Consider the following 14639-nt stretch of genomic DNA (forward strand, 5'->3'; position numbering starts at 1 on the left):
TGGAACCTAGATGGGCACGCATCGTCCCAACCTGGCCTAGACCTCGTCCTCCCTTCCCGCATCCGCATGATTTTCGAACAAGCCCTGCGACGCGAGCTGTCCTTTACTGCCGGCGCCGTCTTCCTCGTGCTGCTGACGTTCATGCTGACCACCCTGGTGATCCGCATTCTCGGCATGGCCGCCAACGGCGAGGCCAACCCGAATGACGTCCTGCTCCTCATCGGCCTCGCAACGCTGGGCTACCTGGCGATTCTGCTGTGCGCCACGCTCTTCATCTCGGTGTTGCTCGTGCTGACGCGCTGGTACAAGGATTCCGAGATGGTGGTGTGGTTCACCTCGGGCATCAGCCTGACGGATTTCATCCGCCCGGTGCTGCGCTTCTCGCTGCCGTTCATCGTGCTGGTGGCGCTGCTGGCGCTGTTCGGCTGGCCGTGGGCCAACCAGCAGAGCGCGCTGTTCCGAGACCGCTTCGAGCAGCGCGACGTGCTGTCGATGATCTCCGCCGGCCGCTTCATCGAGCCCGCGCACGGCAACTACGTGCTGTTCATCGAGGGCGTTGATAACGGCATGAAGCACGCCCGCAACCTGTTCGTCGCCAATGCGGAGCAGGACAAGATCGGCGTGGCGATGGCCAAGACGGGCGAATTCAAGACGATGCCCAACGGCGACCGCTTTGTGGTGCTCGACAAGGGCCGCCGCTATGAAGGCACCCCCGGCAAGCTCGACTACCGCATCGTCGAATTCGACAAATACGGCGTGAAGGTGGCCAACAAGCCGCCGCAGGCTGACGCCAACCTGCCGACCAAGAGCCGCTCCACGAAGGATCTGCTCGCCAACCCGACGCCCGAGAACCTCGGCGAACTGGTCTGGCGGATCGGCCTGCCGCTGCTGGCGCTGAACTTCGTGCTGATCGCCATTCCGCTGGCCTACGTCAACCCGCGCCTGGGCCGCTACACGCCAATGATCTTCGCGGTGCTGATCTACCTGACGTATTCGAACCTGCTGAACCTGTCGCAGGCGTGGGTCTCGCAGGGCAAGATGAATGTGTTCATGGCCTGGTGGCCGATCCACCTGGTCGCCTTCATCTGCGCGGTGCTGCTGTTCCGCTTTCGGCATTACAGCGCGGCCGGCCTGAAGGGGATTTCCGCCCTGCTCGGCTTCGCACCCAAGAAGGCGGGTGCGTGATGAAGATGCCGGTCTACGAGAAATACTTCGCGCGCCAGATCTACGGCGTGTTCGTCTTCATCCTGTTTGCGGTGCTGGCGCTGTTCATCTTCTTCGACATGCTGGGCGAGCTGGGCTCGGTGGTCGGACGCTACACCACGCTTGTCGCGTTTTTCCACGTGATGCTGCAAGCGCCGACGCGTGTGTATGAGGTGATTCCGGTGGCGGCGCTCATCAGCGCCATCTATGTGTTTTCGCAGATGGCGAGCCAGTCAGAATTTACGATCTTTCGCGTGGCGGGGCTCGATACGCGCCGCGCGCTGCTGTCGTTGTTCAAGATTGCACTGCCGCTGGCACTGGTGACGTACATCTTTGGTGAATTCATTGGCCCGAAGGCCGAAGAGTACGCACAGAAGGTGCGACTGGAAGCGCTGGGCGCGACGGTGTCGGCCGGCTTCCGCTCAGGCGTGTGGGTGAAGGATCGCGGCCCCGCCAAGCCGGACGGCACGGGCGGCGAAGTCACCCGCTTCGTCAATGTCGGGTCGCTGCAGCCCGACCAGTCCATCAAGGGGCTGCGCATCTATGAATTCGATTCGGACTACCGCCTGAGTTCGATTCGCGTAGCGGAGCAGGCGCGCTATCAAGGCCACCAGAACTGGCAACTGAATGGCGTGACGGAGACGCGCTTCATTGAATTCCCGCGCAAGCCGGGCACCGTCGCCCCGCAGGACACGGTGCAGGCCGTGCCCGGCGCTCCCGACGCGTTGGCGCCCGACTTCCGCGGCGAGCAAACCAAGCTGCCGCAGCAGCAGATGCGATCCGAGCTCACGCCGCAGATCCTGTCGGTGCTGATGGTGACGCCTGACCGCATGGCCACGCTGGACCTCTTCCAGTACATCCGCCACCTGCGCGACAACAAGCAGGACACGCAGCGCTACGAGATCGCGCTGTGGAAGAAGGTGGTCTATCCGTTCACCGTGCTGGTGATGATGGCGCTGGCCCTGCCCTTTGCGTATCTGCATGCACGTGCGGGCGCGGTTGGCCTGAAGGTATTCGGAGGCATCATGCTCGGGCTGTCGTTCCAGCTCGTCAACAACCTCTTCTCGCACGTCGGCCTGCTGAACACCTGGCCCGCCATCTTCACGGCCATCGTGCCGGGCGCGCTGTATCTGGCACTGGCGCTGGTCAGCCTGCGCTGGGTGGAGCGCCACTGATGGCCGAGCGCGCGCTTGTCCTGTTCGCACACGGCGCTCGCGATGCCCGCTGGCGCGAACCATTCGATCGCCTGCAAGCCCGTTTGGCTGCACAGCAACCGGACGTCGACACGCGCCTCGCCTTTCTTGAACTGATGGCGCCCGATCTGCCGAGCACCATCGATGACCTGGCCGCAAGCGGCACACAGAGCATCACCATCGTGCCGGTGTTCTTCGGCCAGGGCGGACACCTGCGGCGCGACCTGCCCGCGCTGGTCGCGCAATGCGCGCAGGCCCACCCCGCGCTCTCCATCCGCTGCGTCGACGCCGTTGGCGAAAACGACGCCGTGCTCGACGCCATTGCGGGTTACTGCGTGCGGCAACTCGGCTAAGCCAGACGTCCTACCGCGGTTCCGCGACGCGCGCAAAACGCGCATGCACGTTGTTCTCGACGTGAAAGCCATGCGGGTCAAACTCCACCAACTCCAGTGTCAACCCGAGATAGCGGCGCGCAAATACGTCGGCCAGATGTGTGCGCATGGCGGCGAACATGGCTGCACAGATCGGCCCCGTCACGGTTTTTTGCCGGCCTGCCTTGATGCGGAAGGTCACGTGGATGAAGGCGTCATCTTCGGCGCCGTCGGCCATGCGGTACTGATCGAGGCGCAGCGCGCGCGTGCGGATGCCGCCAACCGGAAACACATGCGCATGGCCCATGAGCACTTCGTTGAGCACGCGCATCAGCTCAGGAATGCGCGCATCGGCTTCGACATTGGCGGTGTATTCGATGATGACGTGCGGCATTCGCGGGCGTCCAGAGATGGCTTAGGTGATTAACGCGCCGCTGCCGCCTCGGTGGACAGCGCGGCTTCAAGCGCATCCACCACACGTGCCAGGCGCCCCAGCGAGGGTGCGCGCTGCACGCAAACATCCCAGACGGAGGGCGCCGAGGCAAGCCTGTGCATCGACAGCGTGCCCTCGGCAATCTGCGGCTCAATCAGCCTCACCGGCGCGAAACCGAGCCCAAAACCCTCGGCCACCAGCGCGTGCTGCAACGGCACCGATTGCACCTCGGCAGCCACGTTCGGCGTCAATCGATCGGCCTCGTAGCGGCCCAGCAGCCAGGCCCGCATCTCGCAGCCGGCCGGGTTCAGCACCCAGGCCTCGTCGGTCACTTGCGCCATCGACAGCGTGGCCGGCAGCTTGCGCGAGGGCGCGGCGATCAAGCGGACCGGCTCGGTGCCGATCACGCGGATGCCGGCATCGGCGTGGTAACCGCGCGCGCCGGACGGCGCCAGCCACAGCGCGGCGTCCAGCTCTGCGCGGTTGAGACGCTCTCGCAGCACGCCGCCCCACTCGCAGCTCAACCGGAACGACACGGCCGGATAACGCTCGCGCAGGCCAGCCAGCACGCGCGCAAACCGCGCATCGCCCACCGCGTGGCTCACGCCGACGCGCAGCACGCCCTCCGGCTCGCCCGTTGCGCGCACGCTGCCGCGCAGGGCTTCGAACTCGCCAACGATGGTGCGGCACCGCGCGAGCACCGCTTCGCCCTCAGCTGTGAGTCGGAACGGCTTAACGCGACGGTCGAACAGCACCGTATCCAGCGCGCGCTCCAGCCGCTGAATCTGCTTGGTCACGGCCGGTTGCGTCAGCGGCAGGCGCTCGGCCACGCGGGCGATCGAGCCGGTCTGCGCCAACAACACAAAAGTGCGCATCTCCTCGAGCATGGCGATATTCCTAATCGTTATGTTTTTTCTGACCAAATTGAATTGGATTCATCTTAAGCCAGGCGCGACAGTATCGCCAGACGCACCGTGCGTACAGTCCATTTCCCCCGACAACGAGGAACCCATGAAAGCTCTGGCACTGACCGACGATTACGGCATTGACGCCCTGCGCGCCATCGAGCGCGACGACCCCACGCCGGGTCCTGACGAGATCATCGTGCGCACGCGCGCCGCCTCATTGAACTACCGCGATCTGGAGATCGTTTCGGGCACGTTCTTCACGCGCTTTCCGCTGCCGCTGATTCCGTTGTCCGACGGCGTAGGCGAAGTCGTGGCGATCGGCGACAACGTAACGCGGGTGCGCCTTGGCGACCGTGTCGCAGGCACCTTCTGGCAACGCTGGGACGGCGGCGACTTTCGCAATGCCGACACGCGGCGCATGCTCGGCGGCCCGATTGACGGCTGGCTGGCCGACACCATCCGCCTGGACGCGGGCGGCGCGGTGGTCGTGCCGCCGCACCTGAGCGACACCGAAGCGGCCACCCTGCCCTGCGCAGGCCTGACCGCGTGGCATTGCCTGATCGAAGCGGGCAGCCTGCAACCCGGCGAGACCGTGCTCGTGCAAGGCACGGGCGGTGTAGCGATGTTCGCGGTGCAGTTCGCATTGATGGCCGGCGCGCGGCCCATCGTGCTGTCGAGCAGCGACGCCAAGCTGGAGCGCGTCCGCCGGCTGGGTGTGCCCGCATCGGACACGATCAACTACCGCGTGACGCCCGAATGGCACGAACCGGTGCTCGCGCGCACGGACGGCCGCGGCGTCGATCACGTCATCGAAGTGGGTGGCGGGGGCACACTGCAGCGCTCGCTGAAAGCGTTGCGGGTTGGCGGGCAGATCCACTTGGTCGGCTATCTGGCCGGGCGCGAGGGTGGCGTGAATCCGCTGGAGATCTTCGCGCGCAAGGCGGTGATCCGGCCGGCGTCGGTCGGATCGCGCGCGTCGTTCGAGGCGATGAATCGGGCGCTGGCGGTGCACGGCTTGCACCCGATCGTCGATCAGGTACGGCCGTGGCAGGAAGCGCGGGAGGCGTTCCGGGCGATGGAAGCCGGAACGGTGTTCGGGAAGGTGGCGCTGACGTTCTGAGCGTCGCTCAGGCGGCCAGGATGTGCGGCTCGCTGACGAGGACTTCCGGCGCGGATGCCGTAGCCCGCGCGGCAAACGCGTCGCCGATCATCAGCAGGCTCGGGTGTTCGGGGTTGATCCACTGGGCGGCGGCGCCATCGGCCATTTGCCGCAGCGTGAAACAGGCCGAGCGCTGCTCCGGTGTGGTTGCGGCCTCGACCACCCAGGCGGGCGTTGACGGCGCGCGGCCACGGGCGATCAGGTCCGCCGCGATGGAGGCGGCTTGATCACGGCCCATGTAGTAGACCAGCGAATCGGCCTGCGCCACGGGTTCCGGCACGACGCCTTCGGGTTGCGGCGTATCCGGATCCGTCGCCTTGGCTTGCGTAACAAACGCAACGCTGCGGGCGACGCCGCGCTTGGTCAAGGGCTGGCGGATGGCGGACGCGGCTGCCAGCGCAGCGGTAATGCCCGGCACGACTTCGTAGTCGATGCCGGCCTGCTCGAGCGCTTGCAATTCCTCATCAGCACGGCCAAACAGCATCGGATCGCCGCCCTTGAGGCGCACGACACGCTGATACTTAGTGGCCAGATCGACGAGTTGGCGGTTGATGAAGCGCTGCGCGGTCGAGCGCTTGCCGCAGCGCTTGCCGACCGCAATCAGCACGGCCTGCGGGCAGTACTGGAAGACCTCCGGCGAGACCAGTGCGTCGTGCAGCACAACCTCGGCTTCGCCCAACAACCGTGCACCGCGCACCGTGATGAGGTCTGCGGCGCCAGGGCCCGCACCAATCAGGCTCACGTGGCCAAGCGTTTTGGGGGTCTTCGCTTCCATTGCCTAGGTTCCTTTGCTTTTTCCTGCGGGGCGCAACTTACGCGCCCCTTTCACATCAGGAAAATGCACGGATCATGCCAGCCGCCACCGTATGGTGCGTGGCTTCGTCCACCAGGATGAACGCGCCGGTGGCCGGGTTGTCGCCGTACGTATCGCAGACGATCGGCTTTTGCAGGCTGATGTTGACCGTGCCGATATCGTTGAGCGCGATCTGCTTGCGGCCGGTTTCGTGCGACAGCGTATGCACATCGAGCACGCGCTCCACGTCCGACACGCGTGCGAACACGGTGGACGTCGTGTGCTTCAGCACGTACTTGCGGGCCGGGTTCAGTTCGTGTTCGTCGAACCAGCACAGGTCCGCGTGCAGCTTCTTGGCAGCGTTGGCGGCAGTCGTCGGGGCTGCGACGATGGTGTCGCCGCGCGAGATGTCCACGTCGTCGGCCAGGCGCACGGTGATGGTCTCGCCGGGGCCGGCAGAAGCGGCTGCGCCATTGGGCGTCAGCACTTCGGCCACGGTCGTTTCGCGGTTCGCGGGCAGCACGCGCACGGCCTGGCCCACGCGCACGGTGCCGGCTTCGACGCGGCCCATGTAGCCGCGGAAGTCGTCCGCCTGCGAGCCGTCCTGGCGCGCCACCAGCTGCACCGGGAAGCGCAGCGCATCGTCGCCCACGGGCGCGGTCTCTTCCACCTTCAGGTCTTCGAGCAGCGCCAGCAGCGGCTCGCCCTGATACCACGGCATGGCTTCGGACGGATGCACGATGTTGTCGCCGCGCAGGGCCGAGACCGGCACGTAGCGCACGTCGCGTAGGCCGAGTTGTGCGGCCAGCGCATCGTAGGCGGTGCGGATTTCGTTGAAGCGCGCTTCGCTGTAGTCGACCAGGTCCATCTTGTTGATGGCCACGATCACGTGCTGCAGTTCAAGCAGCTTCACGATGGCCGAATGGCGCTTGGTCTGGGCCAGCAGCTCGGTCTTGCCGTCGACGGTCGTCACGCGCGTCGCATCAATCAGGATGATGGCGGCGTGCGCGGTCGAGGCGCCCGTCACCATGTTGCGCGTGTACTGCTCATGGCCCGGCGTATCCGCAATGATGAACTTGCGGCGTGCGGTCGAGAAATAGCGGTACGCCACGTCGATCGTGATGCCCTGCTCGCGCTCGGCTTCCAGGCCGTCGGTCAGCAGCGAAAAATCGATCTGCTCGCCGGCAGTACGCTTGTTCTTGGCGTTGGCCAGCGCTTGCAGCTGGTCGGTCAGCACGGCCTTGCTGTCGTACAGCAGGCGACCGATCAGCGTGCTCTTGCCGTCGTCGACGGAACCGGCGGTGATGAAGCGCAGCAGGCCTTGGTGCGATGCTTGATTTGTCATGATCAGAAATACCCTTCCTTCTTGCGCTTTTCCATCGAAGCTTCGCTCGTCTGGTCATCCATGCGCGTGGCGCCGCGCTCGGTGATCTCGGTCACGGCCGTCTCGGCGATGATCTCGGCCGGCGTGGCGGCGGTGCTCGCCACCGGGCAGGTGCAGCTGATGTCGCCCACGGTGCGGAAGCGCACCGACAGGACTTCGCTCACGTCGCCGTCGGCCTTTGGCGTGATCGGCGTGACGGGCACCAGCAGGCCGTTCTTGCGCACGACTTCACGCTGATGCGCGTAGTAGATCGGCGGGAGTGCGAGGTTTTCGCGAGCGATGTACTGCCACACGTCGAGTTCCGTCCAGTTGGAGATCGGGAACACACGCATCTGCTCGCCCTGCGCCATGCGGGCGTTGTACAGGCTCCAGAGTTCCGGGCGCTGCGCCTTCGGATCCCACTGGCCGAACTCGTCGCGGAACGAAAAGATGCGTTCCTTCGCACGGGCCTTTTCTTCGTCGCGACGGGCGCCGCCCATCAGGGCATCGAAGCCGTGCGATTCGATCGTTTCCAGCAGCGTGACGGCCTGTGCGGCGTTGCGAGAATCAGTTTCCTTGCGCAGGCGCACGGTGCCGCGCTTGATGGAATCTTCGACATGGCCGACCACCAGGCGCGCGCCCAGCTTCGCAACCTGCTCGTCGCGGAAGGTGATCACTTCCGGGTAGTTGTGGCCCGTGTCGATGTGCACCAGCGGGAACGGCAGTTCAATCTTGCGGTCACCCAGGCGGAAGGCCTTGAGCGCCAGATGCAGCATCACGATCGAATCCTTGCCGCCCGAAAACAGCAGCGCCGGGTTGCGGCACTCGGCCACCACCTCGCGGATGATGTAGATCGACTCGGCTTCCAGCCAGTCGAGGTGTTCGTTCTGCACGGGCGTCAGGGCCGTGCCGGGGATCTCACTCATCACTCCCATGATTCTTCCTTCGCTTTCGCTCAATTCTTTTGCGACGGGCTCGTCGCCGAATTTGTCACCGCATTTGCCGCATGCAGACCGCATTCCTTGCTGTCGCGCGATTCCCACCACCACCGGCCGGCGCGCACATCGTCGCCGGCGCGCACTGCGCGCGTGCAAGGCTCGCAGCCGATGCTGGGATAGCCCTTGTCATGCAGCGCGTTGGTCGGCACGTTGTGCTGTTCGAGGTACGCCCAGACTTCGGCTTCGGACCAGTCGAACAGTGGGTTGTATTTGGCGATGCCGCGGGCCTCGTCATCTTCGGCAAACGGCAGGTCGGCACGCGTAACCGCCTGCTCGCGGCGCTGGCCCGTAAGCCACGCGTCGGCGTCTTTCAGTGCGCGGTTCAGCGGCACCACCTTGCGAATGTTGCAGCAGGCCTTGCGCAGTTCGATGCTGTCGTAGAACGCGTTGAGGCCATGGTCGCGCACGTAGGCTTCCACTGCGCGGGCGTCCGGTGCGTACTGCTCGATCGCATAACCGTAGTGCGCGCGGATCCGGTCGAGCATCGCCAGCGTTTCGGCGTGCAGGCGGCCCGTCTGCAACGTGAAGATCGGCAGGTGCGCGCGCACGGCCTCAGGGCTGCGCAGGATCGCATCGGTCACGACCATGTCTTCGGCAGCCAGGCTGGTGGCGAACTTCGCCACGCCGTGCTTGGCGGCGATCTCTGCCAGGCGCTCGAACAGCGCGGCTTCCTTCGCGGCCAGGGCTTCCGCCGTGCCGGTGTAGGCCGGACGCGTCCAGAGCACCGGGCGACCGATTGCAGACACCGGCACTTCGGACACGCTCACGTCTTGCACGTCGCTCACGCGGCCTCCTGAACGGCACGCTCGCGGCGGAACAACGGACGCGGCTCGTCGACGGCACCTTGGTAGCGCACGCTGATCTCGCCGAAGCCATTCAGTGCATCATCGATGTTCTTGTCTGCGCGCACGGCGTAGGCGTCGAAACCGCAACGGCGCATGAAGTCGAGTTGGTCGCGCAGCACGTCGCCGATGGCGCGCAGCTCGCGCGTGAAGCCCAGGCGCTGGCGCAGCAGGAAGGCGGTGCTGTAGCCGCGGCCATCGCGGAAGACCGGGAAATCCACCGCCACCAGGGACAGGTTCGGCAGGTCTGCCTCCAGCGCGAACGGCTCATCGTCCGGAGCCAACCAGACGGCCAGCGTGCCGGCGCGAGCGCGGCCGAGCAGCGCGTCACGATGGGCTTGCCAATAAGCCAGCGGCACGATTGCGTGCGCGGCGGCGTCCACATCGGCTTGCGTCAACTCGCCGCCTTCCGGCGCGCGCAGCACGGTCCATTCGTCAGCCACGATTTGCGGGGCACCGTTTTGCAGCTTGATGATCTTGCTCATGTTCGTTTCCCTCGGCATTCAGGCTTCTGCACGGGCGTAGACGCGTTCCTTGAACGGGGCCATGCCGATGCGGTGGTAGGTGTCGATGAACAGCTCGTCTTCCCTGCGGTTGGCGACAAAGGTGTCGATGATGCGTTCGATCACGTCGGGCATCTCCTCGGCCTTGAACGACGGCCCGATGATCTTGCCGATCGCCGAATCGTTGCCCTGCGCGCCGCCCAGCGACACCTGGTACCACTCTTCGTCGTGCTTATCGACACCGAGGATGCCGATGTTGCCGACGTGGTGGTGGCCGCACGAGTTGATGCAACCCGAGATGTTGAGCGACAGCTCGCCCAGGTCGTGCACGTAATCGAGATCGTCGAAACGCGCCTGGATCGCCTGCGCGATGGGGATCGACTTGGCGTTGGCCAGCGAGCAGAAATCGCCGCCCGGGCACGCAATGATGTCGGTCAGCAGACCGATGTTGGCGGTGGCCATGCCGTGTTCCTTGGCCAGTTGCCACAGCGCGAACAGGTCGTGCTTCTTCACGTCCGGCAGGATCAGGTTCTGCTCGTGCGCGACACGCAGTTCGCCAAAGCCGAAGCGCTCGGACCAATCCGCCACCAGCGCCATTTGCTCGGCCGTCGCGTCACCCGGGGGCAGCGCCACGCCCGGCTTGAGCGACAGCGTGACCGCGGCGTAGCCCGGCACGCGGTGCGGATGCACATTGCGGCTCACCCAGCGGGCGAACGCCTTGTTCTCCAAGAGTGCCTTTTCATAGGCGGCGTCGGTGTCGGCCAGCTTTTCGTAGGCGGGCGGCGCAAAGAATTGCGCCACGCGGTCGAACTCGGCCTGCGGGATGGTCGCCGGGCCGTCCTTGATGTGCTGCCACTCTTCTTCCACTTGGCGGGCGAATTCTTCCGCGCCGATGGCCTTCACGAGAATCTTGATGCGCGCCTTGTACTTGTTGTCGCGGCGGCCGTAGCGGTTGTACACGCGCACGGCGGCCTCGATGTACGACAGCATGTGCTGCCACGGCAGGTCTTCCTTGATGATCGCGCCCAGGATCGGGGTGCGGCCCATGCCGCCGCCGGCCAGGATGCGCAGCAGCGTCTGGCCGTCCTTCTCATAGGCGTAGACGCCGATGTCGTGCATTTGCGTCACAGCGCGGTCTTCACGCGAGGCCGACACGGCAATCTTGAACTTGCGCGGCAGGAAGGCGAATTCAGGAATGAACGTCGACCATTGGCGAAGGATTTCCGCCAGCGGACGCGGATCGACGAACTCATCCGGCGCGATGCCGGCAAACTGGTCGGTCGTGATGTTGCGAATGCAGTTGCCCGAGGTCTGGATGGCGTGCATCTCGACCGAGGCCAGCTTGGCGAGGATGTCCGGCACCTGCTCCAGCTCGATCCAGTTGTACTGGATGTTCTGGCGCGTGCTGAAGTGGCCGTAGCCGCGATCATGCTCGGCGGCGATGTGGCTGAGCATGCGCAGTTGCTTGGCGCGCAGATGGCCATACGGAATCGCCACGCGCAGCATGTAGGCGTGGCGCTGGTAGTACAGACCATTCTGCAGACGCAGCGGCAGAAACTCTTCTTCCGTCAGTTCGCCCGAAATGCGGCGGCGCACCTGGTCGCGGAATTGCGCGACGCGGTCGGCGACGAGGCGGTGATCGTAAGCGTCGTATTGGTACATGACTGTTCAGTCCAATCCGGCTGGGCCGGCGTGCGATTCAATTGGGGGAAACGGTTCTTTGTGTGGCTGCTGCCGTCGGTTCAACGACAGCAGCAACAACCAAGCAGGGCCGACATGAAATCACGCATCACGACACCAGCTTGATGGCCGTGATCGTCAGCGTGGCGGCAAGCGCGCCGCGCACCAGACGTTCCGGCAGATTCTTCGACAGGCGCGCGCCCAGCCAGATACCCGGGATAGAGCCCACCAGCAGCGACACCAGCAGGTTCCAGTCGATCGTGCCCAGGTACATATGGCCCAGGCCCGCCACGGCGGTCAGCGGCACCGCATAGGCGATGTCGGTACCAGCCACTTCGGCGCTCTTCAATTCGGGATACAGGACGAGGATGAGCGTCGCGCCAACGGCGCCGGCGCCAATGGACGACACCGTCACCAGCACACCCAGAACCGCGCCAACGACAACGGTGGCCACGGCCAGCGCCGAGCCTTGGAGGCGATAGCGCGGGTTGCGGGCCAACCAGCCCAGCACGCGCTGGCGGAACAGCAGCGAAATGACGGTCAGGATGACGGACACACCGATCGTCAGGCGAATCAGGTGCATCCATTCAGCGTCGAGGTTGCCGGCGTTCTTCAGCACGATCACCGTCACCAGCGCCGCGGGGAGACTGCCCAGGCAGAGGCGCTTGACGATGTCCCAGCGGACATGGCCGTGGCTGCGGTGCGCGATCGTGCCGACGCCCTTGGTCAACGAAGCGAATGCCAGGTCAGTGCCAACGGCGGTCGCCGGCGAAAAGCCGAACATCAGCGTCAGCAGCGGTGTCATCAGCGAGCCGCCGCCAACGCCCGTCAGGCCGACCAACAGGCCGACCAGCAAACCGGAAACCGTATAGGCGAGCGTCATGGCGCGGGAGACAGTGAGGGCGTGTTATCACGAAGTTCGAGCATCGTAATGAACTGGCCTCATATCCCAAACCAATAAAAAATTGTTTGTTTATATGGCCTCGGTTATAAGTAGCGTTCAGTTCGCACCCGTTCTTCTTTATCGACCGCGCAGCCATGAACCTTCACCAATTCCGCTTCGTGCGCGAAGCCGTGCGGCAGAAATTCAACCTGACAGAGGCCGCAAAAGCGCTCTATACATCACAACCCGGCGTCTCCAAGGCCATCATCGAGCTGGAAGAGGAGCTGGGCGTCGATATCTTCACCCGGCACGGCAAGCGCATCCGGGGCCTCACAGAGCCGGGACGGCGCATCCTCGCCTCCGTCGAGCGCGTCCTGGAAGAGGTCGAAACCCTCAAGCGCGTGGGCAAGGATTACGCCGCGCAGGACCAGGGCAACTTCACCATCGCCACCACGCATACGCAGGCGCGCTACGCGCTGCCCAAGGCGATTGCCGAGTTCACGCGCAAATACCCCAAGGTGCGCCTTTCCATTCAGCAGGGCACGCCGGCGCAGATTGCCGAGATGGTGCTGCACGATCAGGCCGACCTTGCCATCGCCACCGAAGGCATGTCGCACGTGAAGGATCTGATCTCGATCCCGGGCTACCAGTGGCAGCATGTGGTGGTAACGCCGCCCGATCATCCGCTTCTGTCTCGCCAGCATCTGACGCTGGAAGACCTGAAGGGTTATCCGATCATCACGTACGACCAGCACTTTGCCGGGCGCCCCAAGATCGACCACGCCTTCGAGCTGCGGCAGATCAAGCCCGACATCGTGCTCGAAGCCATCGACGCGGACGTCATCAAGACGTACGTGGAAGTGGGCCTGGGTGTGGGCATCGTGGCCGGCGTCGCGTTTGATGCCGAGCGCGACCGCAACCTGCGCGCCATTCCGGCCGGCCACCTGTTCGGCACCAACGTCACGCACCTGGGCGTCAAACAAGGGGCGTACCTGCGCGGCTTCGTCTACACCTTCATCGAACTGTTTGCGCCGACGCTCACGCGCAAGCTGGTCGAACAACTCATGTCCGGCGATCACGAAGCGTACGAGCTTTGATCCGCCGGCAATCTGCAACACTCGAACCTCCCGGAGATTTCATGACGACCCGACGTCGCCTGCTGTGCGGCATGGCGCTCTTTGCCAGCGCCGCCGCCATCGCCCTGCCCGCCCGAGCCGACATCCGTGTTGGGGTGGTGTTGTCGACCACCGGCCCCGCCGCGGCCATCGGCATTCCCAGCAAGAACACCGTACAGATGTGGCCGGCGACCATCGGCGGCCAGCGCGCGCAGGTCATCGTGCTGGACGATGCCTCCGACCCGTCGATGGCGGTGCGCAACGTGCGCAAGCTGATCGCCGAAGACAAGGTCGATGTCATCGTCGGCCCGACGATCGTGCCGACGGCGCTGGCCTCGCTCGATGCCGTGGCCGAAGGGCAGACGCCGATGGTCACGCTCGCCGCCTCGGCCTCCATCGTCGAACCGCAGGACGCCAAGCGCCGCTGGGCCTTCAAGATGCCGCAGAACGATTCGCAGATGGCCACGCTCGTCACCCAGCACATGGCGGACAACGGCGTGCACACCGTCGGCTTCATCGGCTTTACCGATGCGTATGGCGAGAGCTGGTGGCGTGAATTCTCGAAGCTGGCCGAGGTACGCAAGCTGCGCGTGGTGGCCAACGAGCGCTTTGCGCGCACAGATACCAGCGTGACGGGCCAGATCCTCAAGCTGATGGCCGCCAAGCCTGACGCCATCCTGATTGCCGGCGCCGGCACCCCGGCCGCCCTGCCCCAGCGCACGCTGGTCGAGCGCGGCTACAAGGGCCGCATCTATCAGACACACGGCATCGCCAGCACCGAATTCCTGAAGGTGGGCGGCAAGGACGTGGAAGGCACGCTCTTCCCGACCGGCCCCGTGGTGGTGGCGCGCGAGTTGCCGGCCAGCCACCCGGTGCGCAAGGTGGCCGTGGAATTTGCCGATCGCTATGAAGCCAAGTACGGCGCGAACACCGTCACGCAGTTCGCGGGCGATGCATGGGGCGCGTGGCAGCTGCTCGACAATGCCACGGCGCGGGCGCTCAAGAGCGGCGCCAAGCCCGGCACCCCCGCCTTCCGCGCCGCACTGCGCGACGCGCTGGAAACCACGCGCGATCTGACGGTGCCCAACGGCGTGCTGAACCTGAATGCCCAGGATCACCAAGGCTTCGACCAACGTTCGCGCGTGATGGGCATCATCAAGAACGGCCGTTTCGCATACGCCGGCCCGCGCTAATT

15 protein-coding genes are annotated in these 14639 nt (G+C 65.1%); 6 read left to right on the top strand and 9 right to left on the bottom strand.

Features of this window, described 5'->3' with window-relative positions; all coding sequences use genetic code 11:
- Positions 1-66 precede the first annotated feature (66 nt).
- From lptF to R2669_RS08820, 3 genes are read left to right on the top strand one after another with little or no spacing between them, the layout of a single operon-like run.
- Positions 67-1185 (top strand): LPS export ABC transporter permease LptF, encoded by a 1119-nt coding sequence (gene lptF / locus R2669_RS08810; RefSeq protein WP_147213297.1) that lies wholly within the window; start codon positions 67-69, stop codon positions 1183-1185.
- Complete coding sequence (gene lptG / locus R2669_RS08815; protein ID WP_316899699.1) at positions 1185-2378, top strand: LPS export ABC transporter permease LptG; 1194 nt, start codon at positions 1185-1187, stop codon at positions 2376-2378. Before lptF ends, lptG begins: the two co-directional genes overlap by 1 nt.
- Entirely contained in the window at positions 2378-2749 is a 372-nt protein-coding gene (locus tag R2669_RS08820) for a sirohydrochlorin chelatase (RefSeq protein WP_316899701.1), read from the top strand. The genes lptG and R2669_RS08820 overlap by 1 nt, the downstream gene beginning before the upstream one ends.
- A 10-nt stretch (positions 2750-2759) precedes the next feature.
- Here R2669_RS08820 and R2669_RS08825 read toward each other — a convergent pair whose 3' ends face one another.
- Both R2669_RS08825 and R2669_RS08830 read right to left on the bottom strand, forming a co-directional pair.
- Positions 2760-3161 carry a 5-carboxymethyl-2-hydroxymuconate Delta-isomerase gene (locus R2669_RS08825; protein ID WP_316899703.1) on the bottom strand — a complete coding sequence of 134 codons (402 nt, stop codon included), beginning with the start codon at positions 3159-3161 and terminating at the stop codon, positions 2760-2762.
- 29 nt (positions 3162-3190) lie between these two features.
- A complete protein-coding gene (locus R2669_RS08830) occupies positions 3191-4087 on the bottom strand; it encodes a LysR family transcriptional regulator (protein ID WP_147213301.1) in 897 nt (298 codons plus the stop codon).
- Positions 4088-4211: 124 nt separating this feature from the next.
- On the opposite strand from R2669_RS08830, the gene R2669_RS08835 reads away from it, so the two are divergent.
- Entirely contained in the window at positions 4212-5228 is a 1017-nt protein-coding gene (locus R2669_RS08835) for a zinc-dependent alcohol dehydrogenase family protein (RefSeq protein ID WP_316899705.1), read from the top strand.
- Positions 5229-5235: 7 nt separating this feature from the next.
- On the opposite strand, the gene cobA is transcribed toward R2669_RS08835, so the two are convergent.
- From cobA to R2669_RS08870, 7 genes are all read right to left on the bottom strand, one after another.
- Entirely contained in the window at positions 5236-6042 is an 807-nt protein-coding gene (gene cobA, locus R2669_RS08840; RefSeq protein WP_316899706.1) for a uroporphyrinogen-III C-methyltransferase, read from the bottom strand.
- Between the two features lie 55 nt (positions 6043-6097).
- Positions 6098-7405 (bottom strand): sulfate adenylyltransferase subunit 1, encoded by a 1308-nt coding sequence (locus tag R2669_RS08845; protein ID WP_316899708.1) that lies wholly within the window; start codon positions 7403-7405, stop codon positions 6098-6100.
- A 2-nt stretch (positions 7406-7407) separates the two neighbouring features.
- On the bottom strand, positions 7408-8358 hold the full coding sequence (cysD, locus tag R2669_RS08850; RefSeq protein WP_316899710.1) for a sulfate adenylyltransferase subunit CysD: 951 nt from the start codon (positions 8356-8358) through the stop codon (positions 7408-7410).
- Positions 8359-8378: 20 nt separating this feature from the next.
- The gene (locus tag R2669_RS08855; protein ID WP_316899712.1) at positions 8379-9206 is read right to left on the bottom strand and encodes a phosphoadenylyl-sulfate reductase; all 828 of its coding nucleotides are present in this window, start codon (positions 9204-9206) and stop codon (positions 8379-8381) included.
- On the bottom strand, positions 9203-9748 hold the full coding sequence (locus tag R2669_RS08860; RefSeq protein ID WP_012762603.1) for a DUF934 domain-containing protein: 546 nt from the start codon (positions 9746-9748) through the stop codon (positions 9203-9205). Before R2669_RS08860 ends, R2669_RS08855 begins: the two co-directional genes overlap by 4 nt.
- An 18-nt stretch (positions 9749-9766) precedes the next feature.
- Positions 9767-11428 carry a nitrite/sulfite reductase gene (locus R2669_RS08865; RefSeq protein ID WP_316899714.1) on the bottom strand — a complete coding sequence of 554 codons (1662 nt, stop codon included), beginning with the start codon at positions 11426-11428 and terminating at the stop codon, positions 9767-9769.
- Between the two features lie 127 nt (positions 11429-11555).
- The gene (locus tag R2669_RS08870) at positions 11556-12329 is read right to left on the bottom strand and encodes a sulfite exporter TauE/SafE family protein (RefSeq protein WP_147213308.1); all 774 of its coding nucleotides are present in this window, start codon (positions 12327-12329) and stop codon (positions 11556-11558) included.
- A 155-nt stretch (positions 12330-12484) separates the two neighbouring features.
- Between R2669_RS08870 and R2669_RS08875 the strand changes: the two genes are divergently transcribed.
- Both R2669_RS08875 and R2669_RS08880 read left to right on the top strand, forming a co-directional pair.
- Positions 12485-13426, top strand: a complete 942-nt coding sequence (locus tag R2669_RS08875; protein ID WP_316889790.1) for a CysB family HTH-type transcriptional regulator — start codon at positions 12485-12487, stop codon at positions 13424-13426.
- Positions 13427-13467: 41 nt separating this feature from the next.
- The gene (locus tag R2669_RS08880; RefSeq protein WP_316899716.1) at positions 13468-14637 is read left to right on the top strand and encodes an ABC transporter substrate-binding protein; all 1170 of its coding nucleotides are present in this window, start codon (positions 13468-13470) and stop codon (positions 14635-14637) included.
- The last annotated feature ends 2 nt before the right edge of the window (positions 14638-14639 follow it).

Source organism: Ralstonia edaphi (assembly GCF_958350185.1).
Lineage (GTDB): Bacteria > Pseudomonadota > Gammaproteobacteria > Burkholderiales > Burkholderiaceae > Ralstonia > Ralstonia edaphi.